Annotated in this window: 21 protein-coding genes; 16 read left to right on the plus strand and 5 right to left on the minus strand. The window is 41.9% G+C overall.

The window, feature by feature from the left end; translation table 11 throughout:
* The first annotated feature begins 54 nt into the window (after positions 1-54).
* Positions 55-942, plus strand: a complete 888-nt coding sequence (locus tag ACE04G_RS27025; protein WP_449004792.1) for an AraC family transcriptional regulator — start codon at positions 55-57, stop codon at positions 940-942.
* 37 nt (positions 943-979) lie between these two features.
* On the opposite strand, the gene ACE04G_RS27030 is transcribed toward ACE04G_RS27025, so the two are convergent.
* Positions 980-1867, minus strand: coding sequence for a LysR family transcriptional regulator (locus tag ACE04G_RS27030; RefSeq protein WP_449004793.1), 888 nt, complete (start codon positions 1865-1867; stop codon positions 980-982).
* Between the two features lie 157 nt (positions 1868-2024).
* On the opposite strand from ACE04G_RS27030, the gene ACE04G_RS27035 reads away from it, so the two are divergent.
* A complete protein-coding gene (locus tag ACE04G_RS27035) occupies positions 2025-2864 on the plus strand; it encodes an SDR family NAD(P)-dependent oxidoreductase (protein ID WP_449004794.1) in 840 nt (279 codons plus the stop codon).
* The gene (locus ACE04G_RS27040; RefSeq protein ID WP_449004795.1) at positions 2854-4032 is read left to right on the plus strand and encodes an MFS transporter; all 1179 of its coding nucleotides are present in this window, start codon (positions 2854-2856) and stop codon (positions 4030-4032) included. Before ACE04G_RS27035 ends, ACE04G_RS27040 begins: the two co-directional genes overlap by 11 nt.
* Before the next feature lie 29 nt (positions 4033-4061).
* On the opposite strand, the gene ACE04G_RS27045 is transcribed toward ACE04G_RS27040, so the two are convergent.
* Positions 4062-4463 (minus strand): VOC family protein, encoded by a 402-nt coding sequence (locus tag ACE04G_RS27045; protein ID WP_449004796.1) that lies wholly within the window; start codon positions 4461-4463, stop codon positions 4062-4064.
* A 200-nt stretch (positions 4464-4663) separates the two neighbouring features.
* Positions 4664-5323: a helix-turn-helix transcriptional regulator gene (locus tag ACE04G_RS27050; protein WP_449004797.1), complete on the minus strand. Its 660-nt coding sequence runs from the start codon at positions 5321-5323 to the stop codon at positions 4664-4666.
* A gap of 252 nt (positions 5324-5575) precedes the next feature.
* Here ACE04G_RS27050 and ACE04G_RS27055 point away from each other — a divergent pair, with 252 nt between their 5' ends.
* The 5 genes from ACE04G_RS27055 to ACE04G_RS27075 all read left to right on the plus strand — a co-directional run bounded on the left by ACE04G_RS27055 (position 5576) and on the right by ACE04G_RS27075 (position 9438).
* Complete coding sequence (locus ACE04G_RS27055) at positions 5576-5923, plus strand: winged helix-turn-helix transcriptional regulator (protein WP_449004798.1); 348 nt, start codon at positions 5576-5578, stop codon at positions 5921-5923.
* Complete coding sequence (locus ACE04G_RS27060) at positions 5913-6272, plus strand: HesB/IscA family protein (RefSeq protein WP_449004799.1); 360 nt, start codon at positions 5913-5915, stop codon at positions 6270-6272. The genes ACE04G_RS27055 and ACE04G_RS27060 overlap by 11 nt, the downstream gene beginning before the upstream one ends.
* Positions 6273-6295: 23 nt before the next feature.
* Positions 6296-6583 carry a HesB/YadR/YfhF family protein gene (locus ACE04G_RS27065; RefSeq protein ID WP_449004800.1) on the plus strand — a complete coding sequence of 96 codons (288 nt, stop codon included), beginning with the start codon at positions 6296-6298 and terminating at the stop codon, positions 6581-6583.
* Positions 6584-6779: 196 nt separating this feature from the next.
* Positions 6780-8144, plus strand: a complete 1365-nt coding sequence (locus ACE04G_RS27070) for an MFS transporter (RefSeq protein WP_486095187.1) — start codon at positions 6780-6782, stop codon at positions 8142-8144.
* A 70-nt stretch (positions 8145-8214) separates the two neighbouring features.
* Positions 8215-9438 carry a macrolide family glycosyltransferase gene (locus ACE04G_RS27075; protein ID WP_449004802.1) on the plus strand — a complete coding sequence of 408 codons (1224 nt, stop codon included), beginning with the start codon at positions 8215-8217 and terminating at the stop codon, positions 9436-9438.
* A 131-nt stretch (positions 9439-9569) separates the two neighbouring features.
* Here ACE04G_RS27075 and ACE04G_RS27080 read toward each other — a convergent pair whose 3' ends face one another.
* On the minus strand, positions 9570-10751 hold the full coding sequence (locus ACE04G_RS27080) for an MFS transporter (RefSeq protein ID WP_449004803.1): 1182 nt from the start codon (positions 10749-10751) through the stop codon (positions 9570-9572).
* A gap of 127 nt (positions 10752-10878) precedes the next feature.
* Between ACE04G_RS27080 and ACE04G_RS27085 the strand changes: the two genes are divergently transcribed.
* The 4 genes from ACE04G_RS27085 to ACE04G_RS27100 all read left to right on the plus strand — a co-directional run bounded on the left by ACE04G_RS27085 (position 10879) and on the right by ACE04G_RS27100 (position 14882).
* Positions 10879-11472 carry a TetR/AcrR family transcriptional regulator gene (locus ACE04G_RS27085; RefSeq protein WP_449004804.1) on the plus strand — a complete coding sequence of 198 codons (594 nt, stop codon included), beginning with the start codon at positions 10879-10881 and terminating at the stop codon, positions 11470-11472.
* Between the two features lie 40 nt (positions 11473-11512).
* On the plus strand, positions 11513-12145 hold the full coding sequence (locus tag ACE04G_RS27090) for a nitroreductase family protein (RefSeq protein ID WP_449004805.1): 633 nt from the start codon (positions 11513-11515) through the stop codon (positions 12143-12145).
* A 168-nt stretch (positions 12146-12313) separates the two neighbouring features.
* Positions 12314-13528 carry a multidrug effflux MFS transporter gene (locus tag ACE04G_RS27095; protein WP_221821240.1) on the plus strand — a complete coding sequence of 405 codons (1215 nt, stop codon included), beginning with the start codon at positions 12314-12316 and terminating at the stop codon, positions 13526-13528.
* Positions 13529-14255: 727 nt separating this feature from the next.
* Positions 14256-14882, plus strand: coding sequence for a spore coat protein (locus ACE04G_RS27100; protein WP_145325495.1), 627 nt, complete (start codon positions 14256-14258; stop codon positions 14880-14882).
* 87 nt (positions 14883-14969) lie between these two features.
* On the opposite strand, the gene ACE04G_RS27105 is transcribed toward ACE04G_RS27100, so the two are convergent.
* Positions 14970-15149 (minus strand): H-type small acid-soluble spore protein, encoded by a 180-nt coding sequence (locus ACE04G_RS27105; protein ID WP_449004806.1) that lies wholly within the window; start codon positions 15147-15149, stop codon positions 14970-14972.
* Between the two features lie 217 nt (positions 15150-15366).
* Here ACE04G_RS27105 and ACE04G_RS27110 point away from each other — a divergent pair, with 217 nt between their 5' ends.
* From ACE04G_RS27110 to ACE04G_RS27125, 4 genes are all read left to right on the plus strand, one after another.
* The gene (locus tag ACE04G_RS27110) at positions 15367-16050 is read left to right on the plus strand and encodes a response regulator transcription factor (RefSeq protein WP_221821242.1); all 684 of its coding nucleotides are present in this window, start codon (positions 15367-15369) and stop codon (positions 16048-16050) included.
* 13 nt (positions 16051-16063) lie between these two features.
* Positions 16064-17110, plus strand: a complete 1047-nt coding sequence (locus ACE04G_RS27115) for a sensor histidine kinase (RefSeq protein ID WP_449004807.1) — start codon at positions 16064-16066, stop codon at positions 17108-17110.
* 141 nt (positions 17111-17251) lie between these two features.
* Complete coding sequence (locus tag ACE04G_RS27120; RefSeq protein ID WP_221821246.1) at positions 17252-18037, plus strand: ABC transporter ATP-binding protein; 786 nt, start codon at positions 17252-17254, stop codon at positions 18035-18037.
* Positions 18024-19970: an FtsX-like permease family protein gene (locus ACE04G_RS27125; RefSeq protein ID WP_339176712.1), complete on the plus strand. Its 1947-nt coding sequence runs from the start codon at positions 18024-18026 to the stop codon at positions 19968-19970. Before ACE04G_RS27120 ends, ACE04G_RS27125 begins: the two co-directional genes overlap by 14 nt.
* Positions 19971-19982 lie beyond the last annotated feature (12 nt).

Here is a 19982-nt window from a genome sequence, read left to right on the forward strand (position 1 = left end):
CAATTAAATCGCTGTATAATATAGATATATCGTCAAAGAAAGGAACATCATAAAATGGCGAAGCAACTTTATGAGGATATTCTGTATTCCGATCATTCGTTTCCCTATATCATGTACACACATACACGTCATACAAGTATCCCCGAAGGCAGAGGGTTCAACGATCTGCATTGGCACGAAGAGCTACAGATCACTTTAGTCACAAAAGGCAAGCTGGTTATTCAGATTAACGGAATTGATTATACATTGGAAACAGGTCAAGCGATCCTGATCAACAAGAGAATTCTTCACATCACAACTGAGCTAAGCCATGACGGTCAATATGTTAGTTTTAATTTTCCAGAAAAGCTATTAGCTTTTCATATAGATAGTGCAATGGAAAAAAATTATGTACTGCCTTATACCAATTCTTCTTTGGTTTCACTTGTGATTACAAAAGATTCGGAGTGGGAAACGCAGATATTAGACATGCTTTGGGGAATGAGGGAGACGTTCAATTCAGAGAAAACATGGGGATGGGAATATGAAATTTCAATTAAAACAGTACAACTATGGTTTGTGTTGATATCCAACATTTCGATTCCTTCCGAGGAAACCCCGAGAAGCGAGAAGCGTCAGCAGGAAAGACTACAGTTAATGCTCAGCTTCATCCATCAAAATTACGCTCATCCGGTTACCCTTCGTGAGATTGCTGATGTCGCGCATTTGAGCATTTCAGAGTGCACGAGATGTTTTAAGAAAACGGCTCATTTGACGCCATACGAGTATCTAATCAAATATCGGATTAAGAAGAGTAAGGATCTCTTAATATCAACAAATGATACAATAACCGAGATCGCTCAGAAAGTAGGCTTTAATCACGTGAATCACTTTATCCAGTCTTTCAAAAAGCACGAAGAAAGAACACCGAAAGAGTTTCGGTGCTCTCCATACCCTGTATAAATGCTAAACGAATATTCTTTTACGTTTTTAGTGAATCTTAAAATTTTGCCTGAATTTCTTTTAAAAACAATTCCGCAGCGGTCGAAAAGACTTGATGTTTTTTCCAAACCATACTTAAACCAGATTCAAGTCTTGGCTCCAGGGGTCTGAAACAAAGGTCGCTTTCACTGGATGTGTTCACTATTTTATCAAGTGTTAATGCATAACCAATGCCTTCTTCAACCATAATGGCAGCATTATATGCAAGATTGTATGTAGTAACGACGTTTAATTTGTCAAAATCTTCACCAAACCAGTCCGCAAACTCATTTTTCGAAAATGTCTGCTTCATTGACTGTCGTGAACAGATCAGTGGAACATGTAATATATCTGTAGGTCGAATCGTATCTTTGGAGGCGAGTGGACTTTCTTTTCTCATAACCACTCCCCAAACATCCTTGTCGGAGAAATTGATATAGTTATATTTGGAAACATCCGCTGGCTGGATTAGAATTCCGAAGTCAAGGAGTCCCTTGTCAAGCCGCTCAGTTACATCATCTTCGTTACCGCTGTATAGGTGATAGCGTATATTGGGATATTTATTCTGCACGTCTTTTGCCACTCTTGCAATCTGTTTCATGGCTTCTGTTTCTCCACCGCCTATATAAATATCACCACTTATGGTTTCTTCCATGGATTGAAATTCCGCCTCTAATTTATCGACCATACCCACAATTTCTTCAGCTCTATTTCTTAAAAGCATACCTTCATCTGTGAGAATAATTCGGTAACTACTGCGAATAAATAATTTCTTTCCCAACTCTTGTTCAAGGTCTTTTAATTGTCTGGACAAGGTTGGCTGCGTAACGTGCAGGAAATCAGCAGCACGTGTAATGCTTCCTTCTCTGGCGACCGTAAGAAAATAACGCAATACTCTAATCTCCATCGTAACTCCTCCTTTATCCTTTATATTCTACAATAAACCTTGCAGAAATGCCTTTCAAGCATAACTTGTTATAAGATATGAGTATTTGCTATGTGGTGTATAAACGCTAAACTAAAAAGCAAGGCAACTGGAGAAGAAATGGAAAGGAATGAATGATATGGATAAGACAAAAGTATGGTTTATCACTGGCTCTGGTCGAGGTATGGGCACAACTATTGCTAAGGCTGCTTTAACTGCTGGACACAAGGTTGTGGCTACCGGCCGGAATCCGGATGCGGTGGTTCGTGCGATCGGTGATTCCGAGAATGTAATGGTTGTGCCATTAGATGTTTGCGAGCCTGCTGATGCACATGCCGCAGTTAAGGCGGCAATTGAACGGTTCGGGGTGATCGATGTACTCGTAAATAATGCGGCACATTTCTGTGGAGGGTATTTTGAGGAACTGACCCCTGACCAGATTGAGCATCAGCTACAGGTGGCGTTGGTGGGTTCCATGCATGTAACCCGTGCCATATTACCTGTGATGCGCAACCAGCGTTCAGGACATGTGATCTCGATCTCTTCGGGCGCTGGCCTTTCAGGATTTGAGTTTAATTCGGCATACAGTGCTGCGAAATTTGCGCTTGAGGGATGGATGGAGGCACTGGCTCCTGAGCTAGTTCCTTTCGGTATTCATACGACTATAGTCAATCCCGGATTTTTCCGAACAGAATTTCTTACGAACGCATCGTCAACTTTCGCTAAGCCCTCGATTGAAGATTATGATGACCGGAGAGCTGGTCATATGGAATTTTTCAAGAATCAGAACGGGCAGCAGCCTGGAGATCCAAAAAAACTTGCGAATGCTCTCCTTCAAATTGCAAACGAGGCCCAACCGCCGAGACGTTTTATTGCAGGAGCCGACGCGATAGGCATTGCAGAGCAGAAAATTGCCAACCTTCAGACAGAGATCTATGCTTACCGGGATCTCTCTAAATCCATGGCATATGACAACTAAACGAAATCACCTGCTTGTATTCATTCTGACCTTTGGTGTATTCAGTATTTTAAATACGGAGATGGGCGTAATCGGAATCTTGCCTTTGATTGCAGACCATTACCAGGTCAGTATCTCAACCGCTGGTTTGATTGTGAGTCTTTTTGCGCTTGCTGTTGCTGTATCTGGTCCGATTTTACCCTTATTATTTTCGGGCATGAACCGGAAGCATGTCATGTTGTTTGTACTTGGCATTTTTATTGTGGGCAGCCTGGTCTCCGCCATCACATCAAACTTTACGGTATTGGTCATTGCACGTGTCGTTCCGGCTTTTTTCCATCCTGTCTATTGCTCATTGGCATTTACGGTGGCAGCGGCGTCAGTCCCCAAGGAAGAGGCGCCGAAGGCAGTGGCTAAAGTATTTGTAGGCGTCTCGGCAGGCATGGTACTCGGAGTCCCCCTTTCGAGCTTGATTGCTACCAGCACATCGTTGTTCTATGCAATGTTGTTCTTTGCCGCCGTAACGATCATCGCATTTGTAGCAACACTTCTTTTTGTGCCCTCCATGCCAGTTACGAAAAGAATCTCTATGGGTACTCATCTGTATGTATTGAGAAGATCGGTGATGTGGCTATCCATTGCTGGCGTGATTTTCATGAACGGAGCTGTATTTGGGGTCTATAGTTACCTTGCCGAGTTTCTGAAAACCGTGACAAGATATGACTGGAACACCGTCAGTGTGTTGTTATTTCTATATGGCTTGGCCAATATGGTTGGAAACATGATAGCAGGGAAACTGCTCGCTAATTTCCCTTTAAGAACGATCAAGATGTATCCCATTGTATTAATAACGGTATACATCTTGTTGTTCACCTTCGGACAATTCAGTGTGCCAACGGCCTTCCTTATTTTCATTTGGGGGATCATAGGAGGCATAGGGGGCAATATCACTCAATATTGGGTGGTATCTGCAGCACCAGAGGCACCCGAATTGTCGAATGGGATCTTTCTGACCTCTTCCAACCTGGGAACAACACTTGGTGCTAGTGTATGTGGACTAATCGTAACTGGAATAAGTACACAATATATTGTAGTTGGAGGAATCGCATTTCTACTATTTAGTATCGTAACGAACTACTTCAGAATCTCCATGACTGGCCAATTGAAGGGTTCAAATGTTGAAAGATAAGAGGCGGACGTGGTGATAAGCGTTATACATTACCGTTTCGGCATTTTGCTCTCATCCATGTAGAGCAGATTCCAGCGGTGACCGTCCAGGTCAGCAAATCCTGCACCATACATCCAGCCATCTATCTCACCCGGCTTGCCAAAGATGGTTCCTCCAGCTAACTCGACTTTTTTAATAAAAACATCAACTTCTTCTCTGCTGTCAGCACCAATGGAAAATATCACTTCTGCGCTATGGGATGTATCTGCGGTTTTGGCACCTGTAAATTTCTCAAATGTTGCATCCGGAAAAAGCAGAATCGTTGTTGAGCCTATGACAAGTTGGGCTCTCTCGTTACCAACATTCTCCCCATGGAATCCGATCTCATTGAAAAAAGCAGTGGATTTCACAACATCTTTCACCGGCAGGTTCATCCAGATTTTTTGTGACATGGCTGTAGCCTCCTTGAGTATATTTTCAACACTCTTACTATACTCTACCTCAATTCAAAATTACATAATCGGGTACATACGATTATGAAGGAGTTAAAAATAACTGGTATAATGAAGGATGATTTAGAGAAATCCGAATCGTTCTAGTCAATTCAAAATCCAAATTAAAAGAGCAATCTCCAATGAGGTTGCTCTTTTGGTTATGGCTTATTTTGCCAAACAGTGTACACACAGTTTCTTCCTCCGGCCAGAATGTATTCTCCACGTTCAATATGAACATTATCGCCTAGAACCGTTTTGAATAAATGTAACTCATTCTTGCATAACCCGGTACATACCGCGGCCGCTTCACAGATCGGACAATGTTTCTCAATGAGTAGGAGACTACCATCATTCTGCTCCTTAACCTCGGCCATATAACCTTCATTGGTACGAATTTCGGCCAATTTCTCCAATCTCTCTCTGACTCCTGATGAATCACCAAGATGCTGAAGATATTGTTCTTGCATATTTTTATTTCGAACATCCAGCAGCTTGTCCAGCCCTTCAGTACCAAAAGCTTCTTTCATCGAATGGATGAGACTGACGGATAAATCGGAATATCCACTTGGGAAAAAACGATTAGCCGCGGGAGTTAATATCCATAACTTGGTGGGTCGACCCATAGGACGGGACTCTTCCACAGTGGTAACCAATCCTTCTCCTTTTAGCGCATTCAGATGTTGACGAATAGCCATTCCGGATAACGAAAACTGAGAGGAGAGAGTGACAACATCCATTCCCCCGCGCTCTTTTAACAGATTAATAATTGCTCTCCGGGTACTGGTCGAGACATCCTTTTTGGTTTGATTTCCGCTCATGGTTTACCTCCTTGTGACGCAACTGAATCTACATGACTAACTACATTTTAAACAAAAATGTTGACAAAGTCAAAGCCGAACTGTAGCTTAGACATTATAAACAAAAATGTTTACTAAGTATCCGGATACGATGTATACATACCAATTTTCTTGGAGGTCATATTTCATGCCATGGGTTTCCATCTCTTGTTGATCGTCACGAGTATCATTGCCAGCACTCGGATCTCACCACGAAGATGAATAAGGAAGTGGGTGTACAGACCATTGTTCACTGAAGATCCGAATAAACTATTTACAGCTTATCGTATCATCGGAACGAAATGGACGATCCATATTTTATGTGTTCTGTCTCAAGGCCCGAAGAGATTTGGTGAAATATTCGAAAGCATTCCTTCCATTTCCGAAATGATCCTCTCCAGACGTTTAAAGGGTCTTCAAGATGATCATTTGATCAAAAGAACAATACGGACACGCCCTACACAAATTATTTATGAACTTACGCCAAAAGGAGCTGCTCTTGCAGCATTCATACCCTGTCTAATGGACTGGGATACCAAATTTCAAAATGATACCACCGGGAGGAATAAAAATGATCATTGAGGTCAGTGATACAGCATCGGACAAAATCGTTGAGATCCTATTAAGTGCGGATATCCAAAATGCCTTCCTTAGAGTAGGCGTTGATGAAGGGGGATGCAGTGGTTTATCTTATACCCTTATCGTGGATGAACAGCAGGCAGAAGAAGACATTGTGTTAAATAAAAAGCAATTTAAGATATTGGTACACACAAACAGTATTCCATATATTGATGGTCTTGAGATTGACTATGAAGATAGCGGAATGTTAGGCGGATTCCCCATGAATAATCCAAATGCCAAAGTTTCGTGTGGATGCGGGGCCAGTTTCAGAATGGCCAATTATCGTGGCGAAGTGAAAAAATGTGACTGAACTGAAGGAAGGAGTGCAGAGCAATGATCTCATTTGTAATATCTGACCAAGCAATTGATTCATTTAAGAATGAATGGGAATTGGAAGAGGACCAATATGTAAGGATTTACGCAAAATATGTCGGAGGAGGCTCCGATGCTTTTACCATTGGCATAAATGCGAGTGCTACACCGGTCGATCCCGCATTGGTTCAATTCATTGGAGGATTTCATTTCTTTGTTGAAAAAACAGATGTCTGGATTCTGGAGGATGAACTTCTCCAAATTGACTGTAATGAACATGGCATATTTTCAAGCAAAATCTCCTATTAAACATGGGAATTATATTCTAGATCATGATCTTACTTTTTAAACATTTAACTTTACAAAGTATAACGCTTCATGTATATTCAGGGAGTAAAAAGGTTTATTTTACCATAATATCCATCAAATAATGGAGGTGTGGAAGACAAACAACAATCAGATTGGGATTTTTGATGCTCAGTACAGGGCGCCTACAATTGGGATTATGCTGGTTCTGTCAACCGTAGCTTTCGAAGGACTGGCTATCACAACGATTGCCGCGAAAATGGCACAAAGTTTAGAGGGCATTCATTTATACGGTTGGATCTTCAGCGCATTTTTGTTATCTCAGCTTATTGGAACCTTGGTTATGGGTCAGCAGATTGACAAGCGCGGCGTTTTTACATCCATGCTGATATCTTTTAGTGTTTTTGTGTTAGGAACTGTGGTCTCCGCTATTTCTTTCGATATGCACATGCTTATTGCCGGAAGAGCCCTTCAAGGTTTTGGAGCAGGGGCCCTGATCACATGTGTTTATACCTGTGTGACGTTACATTATCCAGATACACTTCGTACTCAAATCCTGGCCGCATTCTCCATGGCATTTGTCCTGCCTACCTTAATCGGACCTTATGCAGCAGGCCTTATAGCTTCCTACATCTCGTGGCGATATGTTTTCTGGATCGTTTTACCCTTGATTGGAATAGCGTTGAGTCTCACATTCCGTTCTTTCCGTAAATTGCAGCTTCAGCAAGATCTGACAGGTCCAGCGCGAGCAACCGACTCAAAGATTATGTATGCGATTCTGCTTGCCGTTGGAACGGGGCTGTTACTCACAGGACTTGGTATGATAACCGATTGGAAAGGCATAGTACTCACTTTGGCTGGATTAGTCATCATGATCACACCAATGCGTAAATTGCTGCCAGTAGGGACTTTTTCGGTAAAAAAAGGATTACCTGCTACTTTGGTTTCGAGAGGGCTATATGTTGCTTGTTATTTTACAACGGAAAGTTTTGTGATCTTGGCACTAACCGAAGTGAAGGGGTTATCAGCTGACCTTGCTGGCCTCATCGTAGCAGCAGGTTCTCTGAGCTGGTCCGCCGCAGCGTGGTTACAAGCCAAGCTTGATGCACGAGATCAAGGTCGTGCCCGAAAGGGTAGGGTCATGACGGGCATTGGGATTATGATCGTTGGAACTGCACTTGTGATCCTGGCTCTTATTTTGACGGACGGCGGGATTATACTCATCCTTCTCTCACAAATGATTACAGGGTTTGGTGTTGGTTTGGCCAACCCTACAACGGCAGCCATTGCTTTACAACATGCCATGCCCAGGAAAGAGGGCGAAATGTCCGCGAATCTGCAATTCGTGGATTCCTTCTATATGGGAGTAAGCATTGGCGTTGGTGGCGCTCTGATTGCCTTGTCCGAAACGTTACAGTGGGGCATATCGACAGGTGTTTTGATCGTGTTAACACTCCAATTATTATGGGTCTTGTTAAGTTTCTTGGCATCACTACGAATTACCAAACTCGTTCATCAAGAACATCATCCAATCAGCCCAGTGAAGGATAACATCTCCATGTAATGGATGAAGACCTCGTCGTTAAATACATCATGAAGAACGGGGGGACTAATTGCATTGGGAGGTGGATAAGATGGCACGTGTATTAGTAGTCATTACTCCAGCTGAAGGACATGTGAATCCGTCGTTAGGATTAGTTACTCAGTTGATAGACAATGGTGAGGAAGTCATCTATGTGTGCACGGAGGAGTATCGTTCCCGCATTGAACAAACCGGTGCCCAGATACTTACCTATCCGTTTCCACAAGATGCCTTCTCTCATGATCCGGTGTTGAAACCTCAGGAGTACACGCATTCTTATCAGTTCATTTATATGATGGTAAGCGGTATTATTCGGAGGATCATCCCCAATGTGCTGCGAGTCATTGAGGATCAAAAGTTCGATTATATGATCTTTGATTCCCTGATGGGATGGGGAGGGACTATTCTTGCAGAAAAACTGGGAATTCCTGCGGTGTGCTCGATTGCGTCCTTTGCTTTTGTGGAGCCTCTGGGGTCTAGCTCAGTTCTGAATGATACAAAGACGAAGGAGCTTTATAAGGCTACGATGAAGATCACAACGGAGTTAGCCGAAGAGTTTCAAGTGAGTATTCCAGCCATAGAAGAGATTCCAGCACATGCAGGTCAGTTAAAGCTCGTGTACACCAGCCGTTATTTTCAGCCGCAGGCAGAAAAGCTGGATGATCGTTTTATTTTCACGGGTCCTTCGATCATAACACGGCAAGATGCACCGGGCTTCTCGTTTGAGTTGCTTCGTGAACGATACCCGCAAACCGTGTACATTGCTATGGGTACGATTTTAAATAAAAACTTGGATTTCTATCAGCTTTGCTTTGAAGCATTAGGGGATTTACCCGTGAATGTTGTTTTATCTTCAGGAAAATACACGGATATGGAACCGCTGGCTGATCAAATACCTCCTAATTTTATCGTCAAGCCATACATTGCCCAGTTGGACATGCTGCAGCATACCGATGTTTTTATTACACATGCTGGAATGAACAGTACAAGTGAGGCGTTATATTACAACGTTCCGATGGTGATGATTCCATTAACATCGGATCAGCCTCTTGTCGCCAATCGGGTACAGGAGTTGGGCGCGGGTATTACTTTAAATAAACATAACCTCAGTGCAACTGATTTGAGAGAGGCATTAACAGAAGTACTTCACAATTCGCAATATAAACGGCAGGCTTACCTGATTGGTGAATCTTTAAGGCAGGCTGGCGGTTACAAGCGAGCTGCCGAAATGATCATGAGTCATATGGGTTCAGGGGTAGAACTTTATGAATTTTGATAAAGTAGGCAGTGAAAATAGACGATCCTGTTAATCCAGGGTCGTCTATTTTTTAACGTTGATTAATCTTCTGTGAACTTATAACCAAGTTATACGAAATATATGATGTCTGTGATCCATGATCAGTGAGTCTAGTTTGACACCTCGGGCTTTTTAATTGGTAGTAAACGACTTGTTGCAAATACGACTATTACTACCATAAGAACTGTTATCCCGTTTAAAAGTTGGATATTGCCTATAGGAAACAAAAAACTTCCAATTAGTGGAGCTGCAGCCATACCAAGATAACGAACAAAGTTATAGACACCCATTGCCGTAGCGCGCTCTTCAACAAACTCTGAGGACAAGAGGGTTGGCATCACTGGTGTTGCAAGTCCCAACACGAATCCAGTAAGCATCAGAGAGATAAGCAAACCAATTAGAGAGTGATCTGCAGCAAAAATAAAAATCACAAGACTCAAAATGGTCATTATACCGGTCCAAAAGAGTGTGCGTACTGAGCCTATTCGGGTTTGTAAACTTCCACTCATTTTACTTCCAACAAGATTGAATATCATGAGAGCAAGAGAGAATAATCCAATGCTTGCAGCGCCTAAAGCATACTTAGTTTGTAATATTGTAGGTAGAAATACAATGAATGTGTAAAAGACATCATACATGATGAAACCACTCAAAAGAACTACAACGCCGGTTTTGTTGCTCAGAATTTTCCCGAATGCTTTTAAACCTAGTCTTGTTCCCGCTGGTTTTATGTTGACTGGTTTTGTCTCAGGTAACATAAATATGGCTGCTATCAAGATTAGAAGAGCACTGACTGCTGCAAAACCAAATGTACCCGTGTAACCGAATTTACTACCGATAATACCACCGATGAGCGGACCAATAGCTGGTGAAATTCCAAGAATCATCTGATATGTAGCCATACTTTCTGCACGCTCTTTACCCTCAAAAACATCTCCGATCATTGTAGCAGCTACTAACGGAACAGTTGATGCGCCTATTCCTTGAATGACTCGAAAAATGAGTAACATTTCTATAGAACCTGAAAACATGCATCCTATAGTAGCAATTACATAAATAATTATACCCGGGACTAGGATTTTCTTACGTCCATTACGATCAACAATGGGGCCAAGTATGATCTGCATGGTTGCCATGGCCACAGTGAATAAAGTAACCGTTAGATTAACTAAATGTAATGACGTATTTAGATCTTGTTGCAGATCAGGTAGCAAAGGAATGTACAGGCTTTGAGCAAGAGATACAATAGCGGCAGAAATTCCCAAGATAAAGAGTAATCGTCGTTTGTTCATAAAAAACCTCCAAATTATATTGACTGACTGTCAGTCATTATTGTATATTGAGCTTATAACATTGACTGACAGTTAGTCAAGTTGTACATTTAAACTAATATAAAGGAGTGACAAAGGAGATCTGACAATGGCACGAGTAAGCAAGAACCCCCAGGAACGAAAAAATGAAATACTTACTGTGGCTATGGAATTATTCAACTCCAAGGGCTACGAAAATACATCCGTCAGTGAAATTGTAAGAAAAGTTGGTGTTTCACAAGGAACTTTCTACAATTATTTTCAATCTAAAGAAGATGTACTTCATGCTGCTTGTGAACGAACATTAGCATCTCGTTTGGAAGCCATAAATCAGTTAGTTGAAAATCGCGATCTCAACGCGAGAGAAAAACTTATTCGTATTTTTATGGATGCAACCCCTAACGAAGAGGATCAAGATGTATTTGAATATCTTCATAAGGAAAGTAACAGTACCTTGCATCAAAAATGGATTGTGATCGAAATTAATGCATTGATTCCCTACATCAAAAAAATCGTTCAGCAGGGAGCAGAAGAGGGAGAATTTCTTGTTCAACAACCGGAGCTCAAAGCGGAGTTTCTTTTGGTAGGTGTTGCATTTTGGCTTGATCGTGGTGTATTTACCTGGAATGAACAAGATTATCTGGAGAGAAAAAATGCTTTGAACGGGATCATTGATCAGCTACTTGCTGTTAATAAGCAATGATTTGCATCGTTCAACGACTATAGAAAGAAGGAATACGAGAATGAATTTAATAACAAAAGATTTTAGTGAGGTTTTACATGGCCGTCGTACGATAAAAAAATACGATCCGAATTATAAAATTAGTCGGGAAGAAATCACTGAAATGCTCGAAGATGCTGCTTTGGCTCCGTCAGCATTCAATTTACAGCCTTGGCGATTTGTCGTTATTGACAGTAACAAAGGTAAGGAAGACCTACTCGAAATTGCGCCTTTCAACTTTTCACAAATTAATACTTCGTCAGCAGTTATCGCCGTCTTTGGTGATCTTAATTTTGTTGACAGTGCAGAAGAAATTTACAAGGAAACCGCTGATCTTGGCTATATAACGCAGGAGATTAAAGATAAGATGCTTGCTATGGTTGTACCCATGTATAATCAATTTTCAATGGATAAGAAAAGAGAGTCTGTGTTGCTGGATGGCGGACTTGTCTCTATGCAGTTTATGCTTACGGCACATGCTCATGGTTATGCGACAAATCCAATGTCAGGCTTTAACAAAGAGAAGATTGCAGCAGTATTGAGATTAGATCCAGAGCGTTATGTTCCAATACTACTCATTTCAATCGGCAAGGCAGCTTCAGATGCACGCCCGCCTGTTCGTCTTCCGATCAGCCAAATTACAGAGTGGAAATAACGGGATTACTACTTGGAAAAAATGTCTCGACTATAGTACCAATGAAAGTCGCTATCTTAGCGGCTTTTTTAATTTTAATGGTCTCAAGACTTGACCTACAGTTAACTCTATGTCTTATACTCCGATTAGGCTTGCAAATTATATGAGGAATTGGAGATTTTATTTATTATGGCGAAGAGCACGAATTGGAATGTTTTTGGACTCGCAATACTACTAGGTTTATTTTCTACATTAGGTCCATTTACGATTGATATGTATTTACCGGCTTTTCCGGAGATTGCACAAAATATGAATACAACGGCATCACTTGTACAATTCAGCCTTACTGCTTGTTTATTAGGACTGGGTGTAGGACAACTCGTTATGGGTCCTTTGAGTGACGCGTACGGTAGACGTAGACCATTATTGATCTGTATGGCAGCCTATATTATATGTTCCTTGGCCTGTGCTTTTGCTCCGAATATCGGACTATTGATTTTGTTTCGTTTCACGCAAGGATTTGCGGCTTCGGCTGGCATTGTCATTTCCCGTGCGATAGCTAGAGATCTATATAGTGGACATGAACTCACTAAATTTTTCTCTTTGCTGTTGCTTGTAGGGAATTTGGGGCCTCTGGCAGCTCCCATCGCGGGAAGTGGGGTTCTTTCATTCACAACATGGATTGGCGTATTTATCTGCCTTTCATTCTTGGGGATTTTCTTATTAATCATGACCAAGTGGAGCTTAAAAGAAACACACCCCGTCGAAAGACGTATGGTTCCTGACTTCAAACAGCAATTGGGTAATTACAGAATGCTTCTGCGTGACCGCAAGTTTGTTGGTTACATGCTGGCACAGGGAATCATGACAGCAGGGGTTTTTGCTTATGTGGCGGGAACACCATTTATTTACCAAAATATATATGGAGTCACACCCACAGTATTTGCTATACTGTTTGCTTCGAACGGCATCAGCTTGATCATCGGATCTCAAATCGTGGGTCGATTGGCCAAACGTATCCCTGAGCAGACGCTTCTATTATCCGGGCTGTGGCTTGCTATAATAGCAAGTGTTGCTGCTTTGGTCGTAACCCTTGCTCATGGTCCGCTTTTTGCTTTGGTTATTCCGTTGTTCTTCTTTGTTTGCTCGATCGGCATTACGTCTACAGCGGCATTCCCGCTGGCCATGGAGAGTCAAGCTAAGATGGCCGGAAGTGCAGCAGCACTGCTCGGCGTTGTTCCTTTTCTTCTGGGTGCACTGGTTGCTCCTCTGGTCGGCATCGCAGGTGAGGACACTGCCGTCCCGTTAGGACTCACTTTATTAATGACCAGTATCATTGCCATTGTTACTTATTTTCTGCTTGTTAAAAAAAATCTCACATCAACCAAAACATGCCCAGACTGATCCTAACTTTTAGATTAGAAGTAGCAAAAGGTCGATTCCAGATTGGAATCGGCTTTTTTGGCATTATGAAGTATATTAAATTCAATGAGCCGATCTGCTTTGCAGATAGATTTCCAGGTCTGGGCTCGATCCTCAATTGGCTGGTTATGAGCGGGTAAGAGCTAGTTAGCGTAGCATTTTTTTCGACCTTAAAATCGCTATTGGCTGCTTCCATGCGTGAAGGCACTGAATACGAGGCCAACGCCCTGTATTGCGTTCCGAACTTTATTGATAGATGTACTATTACAAGAACTATAGGATGTCATACATGCTTCTTGTTAGAGATGTGTTTTTGTAGGGACACAGGGTTTGACACGAGCTATTCAAATTTAAAACAACTAATGGCTTCCATATAGAGTGTGTGGAGGTCCTGGTTCTTTACGTCATTCAATACTAATTTAAAATGTGTTAACTGATTGCTCTGAAAGGCTGTCAATTCGTGAAGTTCCATCGTTTCGTGCCAAGCGAGATGATGGTTTTGTCGATTTGGTTCGTAAGTATACACATGAATCCCTCCTAAAGTTATGTGTTAGCCTATGCATGCGCCTATAAAAGGTACTGTGAACGAGACGTAAAAAAATAAAAATTAATCTGAATATATTGGGTCCATGAAATTCATAATAACCACAGACTGCGGATAGAAAGAGCCACCATTTGCAGGAAACAATTAATAGGAGGAAATACAAAAATGCAACTGCAAAACCATCAAAACATTGAAACAGGTACTGTTCCACCTCAACTGAACCATGGCGGGCATGAAATGTTTGATGTCCATGAAGTATTGGCAGGAGCGATCAATACCATGAATACGTATACCATGATGAGTGAACATGTAAAAGATCCGGAGCTTCGGGATATTTTACAACGTCAGAAGCAATTTATGACGGATGAATATAACATTACATTGGAATGTTTTAAAACCGGTCAGGATCCTTCCAAACCGACTCAAAGTTATAAAATGAATCAGGGTAACGATTTTACTTATGGCATGAAACCAAGCCAACCGAAAAAGCCAATGCAAACTGCAGGTGAGATATGCGACCAAAGCATCTCTCTTAGTATGTTAAATGCAGTAAAATCAGGGGCTGTAATGAAAACAACAGCAGCATTGGAAACAACGAATCCTGTTGTACGCCGTGTGCTTGCGGATTCCTTACCAAACTGTATTGAAATGGCATATGAGATCTCGATTTATCAAAATAAGAATGGCTTCTACCAAGTACCACAGCTTGCCCAGCAAGATATGCAGCAAATGCAAAATGGATATGCTCCTGCACCGCTTCAGCCGCAAATCCCTGGTAACCTTCCCCACTAAAAATGAAGCGCCGTATCTCATTTCGAGATACGGCGTTTTATTTGTTACCATTTTGAAACAGGTCTGCAATGAAAGCCGTCATCTATACTAAGGATGTTCAGTCAAACTGGACAAAGGAACTGTCATTTCCTGCTCTGAGTCTCCGACCGGATAGATTCGGGCCGTTTCATCCTCATTGACATGCTGGATAAAGATAGGGGTATCCTGATAAGTTACCTTTTTCATAATGGTCGATTCAGATATTTCGACCGCTCTTTGTTTGTTCATAACGTTCTCCTTATCCCGAATGGTCATTTGTTGATCAACAAGACGGTGAGGTTTTTAAAACTCTGCATCACTACAATGCACCAAACCGTGCAAGTTTATGCAAAGTTTGTAGAGAAAGATTGGTGGAGTAAGCATTCCCCGACAGTACATGTTATTATTCTTGTTGAAAAGAATATAGCATTTACATCATTGAAAGATTACGAGGAGGTTTACTTCTATGGAGTTTAATATATTTGTAGTTGAAGATGATAATGCATTATTTGAAGCGTTGAAAAAAGGACTGGAAGCATGGGCTTTACAGGTTACAAGACCTGATGATTTTCATGAAGTCATGCGGTCATTTCAGGATCAACAACCACATCTTATTATCATGGACATTACGCTCCCTAAGTATGATGGTTTTCATTGGTGCAGAGAAATCCGTTCGGTATCCGAGGTACCTATCATTTTTCTATCTTCCCGTGATCACCCTTTGGATATGGTCATGGCACTTAATATGGGTGCGGATGACTTTGTACAAAAACCCTTTCATACGAATGTGCTATATGCCAAAATCCAGGCGCTTCTTCGCAGAACTTATGCTTATGGGGAAGGCCAGACAGATATTCTCGAATGGAATGGTGCCTTAGTTGATCTGAAGCGAGGTGTTATCCGAAAATCAGACGAGGAAGCAGACCTGACCAAAAATGAATTCTTCTTGTTGATTGCGCTCGTGAAAGCTAATAATGTCATTATCTCCCGTCATGACTTGATCCGTAAGCTATGGGAGGACGAGCAGTTCGTAAACGATAATACCCTTACAGCTAATATCACCCGGCTAAGGCAGAAATTAGAACCACTTGGACTCTCGGATGCGATTGTCACAAAGAAAGGGATGGGTTATATGGCCGTCACTTTATAGGGGGTATAGCCGCATGTTAATCCGTTACATCAGAACAAGAAAAAGCTGGATCCTGCTTTTTGTTAGCTTGCTAGGTCTGACCGATGTACTTATCCTTATTGAGCAGGGAATCCATGTAGAATTGACATCTCTCCTATATTTAAATGGTCTGTATATAATTATATTTCTTGTATTTTTTCTATGGCGTTACAAGAAAGAAACCAAATATGCAGCAGCGCTCCTCGAGCTGCAAGAAGTCATGGCCTCGGATTGGATGGAGAGTCTTCCGGAACCTGAGCATGAACTCGATAGTATAACGAACGATGTATTACGAGAGGCCTTTTATCAGTTCAACCGCAAGTTATCTCATGATAAGGAAGTCCAACTGATCGAGAACGACTTCACTGCCTCCTGGATTCATGAGGTTAAAACGCCTCTTACTGCTATGAAACTGATTCTGGACGCACGACCGAGTGATCCGGATCTAAGTAGAATTGAATCAGAATGGCTGAGGATCCATCTTCTCATAGACCGTCAGTTGTATATGACACGTCTTCCTGCCTTGGAATCAGACTTTGTGCTTGAACGAGTTTCGTTACATCGTCTTGCGGCAGAAGAAATCCGGGAATTGGCTCCATGGTGTATGGAAAAAAATTTGGCAGTCAGCATCGAAGGAGAGGATGTCATGGTCGTTACGGATCGCAAATGGTGCCGCTTCATCCTTCGGCAGTTATTAACCAATGCCATTAAATACAGTCCATCCGGCAAGGCGATTACATTCATGACAGTGATGTCTGAAAAAGAGAACATTATCCTAGATTTAATTGACGAAGGTCCGGGGATACAACCGCATGACCTACCACGTATCTTTGACAAAGGATTCACAGGCGAGAATGGAAGAATTCACAATGCCGCTACCGGACTTGGGCTCTATCTTGCCCAAACTGTAGCAGGGAAAATGGGCATTGCACTTCATGTCCTAGCGGATCAGAGGCAAGGGACGACGATGCGGATCACCTTTACGGATCCCAATGCATTCGAAATGGTTAGAAGAACTCAAGAGGAAAATATCCCACTATAAACAGCCAAGATTATTCTTGACTGTTTTTTTTGTGAACATGACAAATTTGTCATCTACCTAATCAACTCGTCACCCAGAACGTACGACAAGTAGGGGAGATCAACGTACACTTAAGCTACAATCATTTTTGGGAGGTTCAACATGGATGAATGGAATGAACAAGAAACGGTTTTACACGCTCGAAACGTCCACAAATCATATGGTTCAAAAGGTGGTGCCCAACAGGTATTAAAGGGAATAGATTTACGTGTTCTCCGTAAAGAATTTGTAGGAATTATGGGTCCGTCCGGTTCGGGGAAGACAACATTGCTTAACGTACTTGCCACGATTGACCGGACAACAGATGGCACAATCTTAATCGAAGATGAAGATATCTCTACCATGAACAATACGGCTCTTTCTGCATTTCGTCGAAACAAGCTTGGATTCATCTTCCAGGACTATAATCTTCTTGACACATTGACGGTAAAGGAAAATATCCTCTTACCTATATCACTTAGCAAAAAAAGCAAACAGCAGGCAGAAAACGAGTTCACAGCGATTGCCGACGTGTTAGGGATTCAGGAACTTTCGCAAAAATACCCATTCGAAATATCAGGGGGTCAAAAACAACGCACTGCTGCTGGGCGGGCCCTCATACATCAGCCTTCCATCATCTTTGCAGATGAGCCTACTGGTGCACTCGATTCCAAATCCGCTTCATCACTGTTATCAGTAATGGAGGAGGTGAACCGGAAAAGAAAGGTCACGATTATCATGGTTACGCATGATCCAGTCGCATCCAGTTACTGTAATCGTGTGGTGTTCCTAAAAGACGGAAAGATATATTCCGAACTGTACAAGGGAGAGAAATCCAGACAGTCGTTCTTCAAAGAAATCATCGATGTGCAGGCTGTTTTAGGGGGCGACCACATTGACAGTATTTGAATTAGCACTTCGCAGCATGCGGCAAAATGTGAAACATTACTACTTGTATTTCTTCGCGCTGATTTTCAGTATGAGTCTGTTCTTTGTCTTCGCTTCCTTGTTACACGATCAGCAAGTTCAGTCCATGTTGGAATCAAGCGACAAATTTCTAATCGCTTTTCAGTCTGCAGCAATTCTGCTCATTGGGATTATTGTAATCTTTACTATATCATCTAACCAAATTTTTCTACGCCGGCGCAGCCGTGAGATCGGATTATATCAGCTCATCGGTCTATCCAAGGGCTGGGTAGCCCGCTATTTAATCATTGAGAATGTACTACTCGGTTTAGGTGCACTCATCGCTGGAATTATCTGTGGAGCATTGGTATCACGTTTGTTTGTCCTCATTCTAATGAAATTGCTCCGTTTGGATGGGATGCCTGCCATTGACTTTTCGTTACTCGCAGCCTTTGATACGGTAAAAGTCTTTGTTCTCGTCGTTGTTATTACTTCCTTACAAATGATATTCATGATATATCGCAGTACACTGTTACATCTATTTCAAGCAGATCAGCAGCCTGACTTATCCAGCCAGCCTCCAACTATCCTTGCATCTATTCTTACGGCTATTTATGCCGTGCTTGGTATTGTACTTCTTGGCTACGGCTATGAATTATCGGGTCGGATGGTAGATGAACAATTAATCTTAAATGCATTCCTGGTGCTTTTATCTACGATTACAGGAACATATATATTGTTTCGTGTGACGATCAAATGGTGGTTCTCATGGATTCGCAAACGAAAAAATGGTCATCTTGGCTTGTATAATAGTTTGTCACTTGCTCCGCTGATGCACCGGATGAAAGGTAATGCCAACTCGCTCACCTTGATTACAGTGTTGTCTGCTTTAACCATAACTCTGGTTACCATGGCGTATTCTGTGTATTACTCCACCGAGAATACGGTCCGCATGGAGATTCCATATGATTTTTCATTTGAGAATAGGCAGTCGGATGCACAATCGTTCGTAACCGAGCTTGAGCGGGAAGGAATTAACTTCAGCTACCTGTCCATCGAGGCCGTCCGGACTAAGGGTGTTATTCTTAATCCACTTGATGAATCCAGCCATATCGAGGAGAGAAACTTGTTGTGGCTTCCAGCTGAACAGCTTCAAAGGGCAGATAAAAAGCTATCGGTGCCTTCACACGGTGAAGCTGTAGAATACAGTGTATCTGCACAGACTGCATTTGACGACAGTGATTTCTCAAAGCGTTACCCGACGAAAATTGAACTGATATCAGAGGGACAGACAGTTAGTTATCCGTTGAAAGAACTAGTTGTCGAGAATCTTGTGAATTCCGATATATCTGGAAATCAGATTTTGGTGTCTGAAAAAACGTTAAGAGAAATTGAGGATAGCATGTCCAGCACTGCCGATTACGAGAGAGTACACATAGATACCTATCGTATTCCAGACAAAAGTGAGCTTGCTTTAGCTTCCTCCCTTTACCAGAAATATAATCTTGACGAATATTTTACGACCGATTTCTATTCACGATATAGACAGACACTTGAGATTTCCGGATTATTAATTTTTATCGCTGCCTTTCTCGGACTCGCCTTTCTCGCCTCTACCGGCAGCATCCTGTATTTCAAACAAATGACTGAGGCCGAGCAGGAGAAACAGAGCTTCAAGACACTGCGCCAGCTCGGATTTGAAGAGAAGATGATTATGAAGGGCATTGTGCGAAAGCAGATGGTTGTGTTTCTTCTCCCTCTATTGATTGGTGTACTGCATTCAATCTTCGCAGTAAAAGCGGCTTCAATCATCATTATTTCGGACATTACTGCTCCAACAATTATTTCGATAGGAGCGTATGCATCCATCTATTTTCTATTCGCTCTCTTCACACTGGGTTACTATCGGAAAATTGTTAAACATGCGATGTTGTAAGACTATTTTCAG

Source organism: Paenibacillus sp. AGC31 (assembly GCF_057334655.1).